Origin of the sequence: Methylobacterium longum, assembly GCF_022179385.1 — a bacterium.
Taxonomy (GTDB): domain Bacteria; phylum Pseudomonadota; class Alphaproteobacteria; order Rhizobiales; family Beijerinckiaceae; genus Methylobacterium; species Methylobacterium longum.
Genome location: NZ_BPQS01000114.1, coordinates 1 through 2,371, shown reverse-complemented (window position 1 = coordinate 2,371; position 2,371 = coordinate 1). Strand labels below are relative to the sequence as shown.

The following is a 2,371-nucleotide window of genomic DNA, read 5'->3' as shown; positions in this document are numbered from 1 at the left end:
GCTCGGCGAGGTAGGCGGCCGAGGAGAAGTCGGGCCGCGGGTCCCGGCCCTCGCGCCAGCCGTGGACGAGGTAGTCGCGCACCGGATCGGCCGTGATCCCGTACCAGCTCGCGTAGAAATCCGCGTCGAAGTACGGCGCCAGCACGGCGATCTGGTCCGCCGCGGAGGTGATATCGTTCGCCGGGAGAAGGCCTTTGGGGCCTGCAAGGATGGCGACGGCGTTGCTGCTCGCGCGGATCAAGCCGACGCTCGCCAAGCTCCAATACAGGCCGTAGAGTTTCTTCAAAGTACCGCTCTCACGTCGCAGCGCATCGCGCCGGTCGTCTTGGTTTTTAGCCCGTCACCAACCCGGCTGTCCCGCCCACCCGCCCGCCGGCTGCGCCGGAGGCCGAGTGACGTACGCAGGTTGAAGTGCGAATCTTGCCGGTCGCTGCGTCGGGATCTGGCGCTCGGGTGAGCATGGGTTCGCGGGGCTAGGTCAGCGCCGTCACTTGCGCCCGGCGAGGCGCCATACCGGCTGTACGCTGCCCTATCGGACGGCGCCGGGGCCGTAAACATCGGTGCTTGGCTTACTCGGTTGAACAGAGCTAGCGCCGTTCCGCGGGTCTGTTGACGCTGGGAGGGTCCTGTGACCTATGACCGACGGTAACGATTTGATGTGGCGGGATCGTCCGATGGCTGAGGATAACACCCTGTCGAAGGCCCTGGTTGACGTTCGGGCGCGCCGGGCCGCTCTCCAGAGCGACTACGATCGGATCGCAGCCGAACTCACGAAGCTGCGCGCCGCTGAGGCTGCCCTGACCTCCATCGTAGAGGGTGTTCCGCTGGAGGATACCGCGCGCCTTCACGCATCCGATAGTGCACGGGCCCCGACCGCCGATCGTGCCGCCTCCGCGCAGGGCGGTCGGCGCGGTGTTCGCGGTCCACGAGCGAATTCGGCCAAGGGACGCCTGAAGGCGCTCCTTGCCAACGCGGGCCCACAGGGCTTGTCGCACGCCGAGATCGCCGACCGGCTGCCCGACGTCGCGCCCAACACCCTCAACACCTACCTGAGCATGATGGTGACGGGGGGCGAGGCGGTCCGGAACGGTGACTTCTTCACGGCCGCCGCGGGATCGGACGGGGAAGCCGACGCGGAGGCCGATCCGACTTACGAGCCCGCGGCCGACGATGACGCCCACCGCGATACCGAAGCGGCGGAGTAAAGGAACTCAATCTCTTCGCGGCCGCTCGGCGGAAGGTGCCGTGTCTCACAACACCTGGAGAGCGCACCCGGTCCAGAGATAGGACCCGACGACAAAACCCCCAACCTGCAGAGATGGCTTCTTCAATCACGCGACTCGGCGATGTTTGGACGTTGGGGCGCCACCGTCTGATCTGCGCGGACGCAGTGGTAGCCATCCGCCGCCTCGTAGAGAAGGCGCTTGATGCAGGGCTGCCCTGTACCGCGCGTTCCAGATCCGACACAAGATCTGCCTAGTCTGACGTATGATAAGCCCTCTAAATGACACCTGCCGAAACCGCCTCCAACTGCCGAGCGAGCAAGATCGCTTCGACAGGCCGAGCAACTCGACCTTGAACAGCCTCGCCGGGAACGGCTCGATTGTTCGCACAAGTCGCCGTGATCGGTTCGGCCGCGAAGAGTGAACGATCACTGAGGATTGTCAACGGGCACCGAAGTCTGGTTCTTCCGCACTTCGTGTGGTGAAGTGTGCCGGCCGGCGTGACGTGCCCCATCTCTGGAGATCGGCTTTCCGGAGGACGCCAAGCCCCGCCGTATCCTGCCCCTCGTGCCCGATGGCCTGAACGTCGTCGGCATCGAGCCGGGGACCGACCCGCTCATCGTGCGCGTCGTACCCCGTCCGGGTCCGACGCTCTGTCCCACCTGTCGATCGTCAGCCGGCCGCAAGCGCGGTCATTGCGAGCGCACCCTTGCCGATTTGCACTGGCAGGGCCGGTCCGTCCGCCTCCGGCTGCGACGCTTCCGCTGTGCGAACCCAGCCTGCCCGCGGCGGACCTTCAGCGAGAGCGTTGGTGACGTCGCCGTCTCTCACGCCCGCCGATCCGAGTGGCTGCGCGTGCTCCAGCGCCATCTCGGTCTCGCCCTCGGTGGTGCGCCCGCCGCCCGTATGGCGCATCGTCTCGCGATGCCGGCGAGTGGCGATCCCCTCGTGCGCCTCGTGCGCGTGGCGCCTCTGCCGTCGCAGCCCGGGCCGCGCGTCGTCGACATCGACGACTGGGCTTGGCGGCGCGGGCGCAGTGACGTCCCCCCGTCGCTTTGGTCCGGCCTGAGTGCGAGTTTTCCGGTTTTGTGAGACCCTGATGGGAGGAGCAGAGCCGTGAAGAAGAGCAGGTTCACCGAGGAGCAGAT

At 66.8% G+C, this 2,371-nt stretch carries 3 protein-coding genes; 1 reads left to right on the top strand and 2 read right to left on the bottom strand.

Translation table 11 applies throughout. The features are described 5' to 3' along the window. Positions 1–286, bottom strand: a 286-nt coding sequence (locus MFF58_RS31505) for a hypothetical protein (RefSeq protein WP_238294238.1), incomplete at its 3' end; no start/stop codon positions are given. 388 nt (positions 287–674) lie between these two features. On the opposite strand from MFF58_RS31505, the gene MFF58_RS31500 reads away from it, so the two are divergent. Beyond that, positions 675–1,205, top strand: a complete 531-nt coding sequence (locus tag MFF58_RS31500; RefSeq protein WP_238294236.1) for a hypothetical protein — start codon at positions 675–677, stop codon at positions 1,203–1,205. 690 nt (positions 1,206–1,895) lie between these two features. Here the strand turns inward: MFF58_RS31500 and MFF58_RS31495 are convergent. Beyond that, the coding region (locus MFF58_RS31495) for a hypothetical protein (RefSeq protein WP_238294234.1) at positions 1,896–2,371 on the bottom strand (476 nt) is incomplete at its 5' end.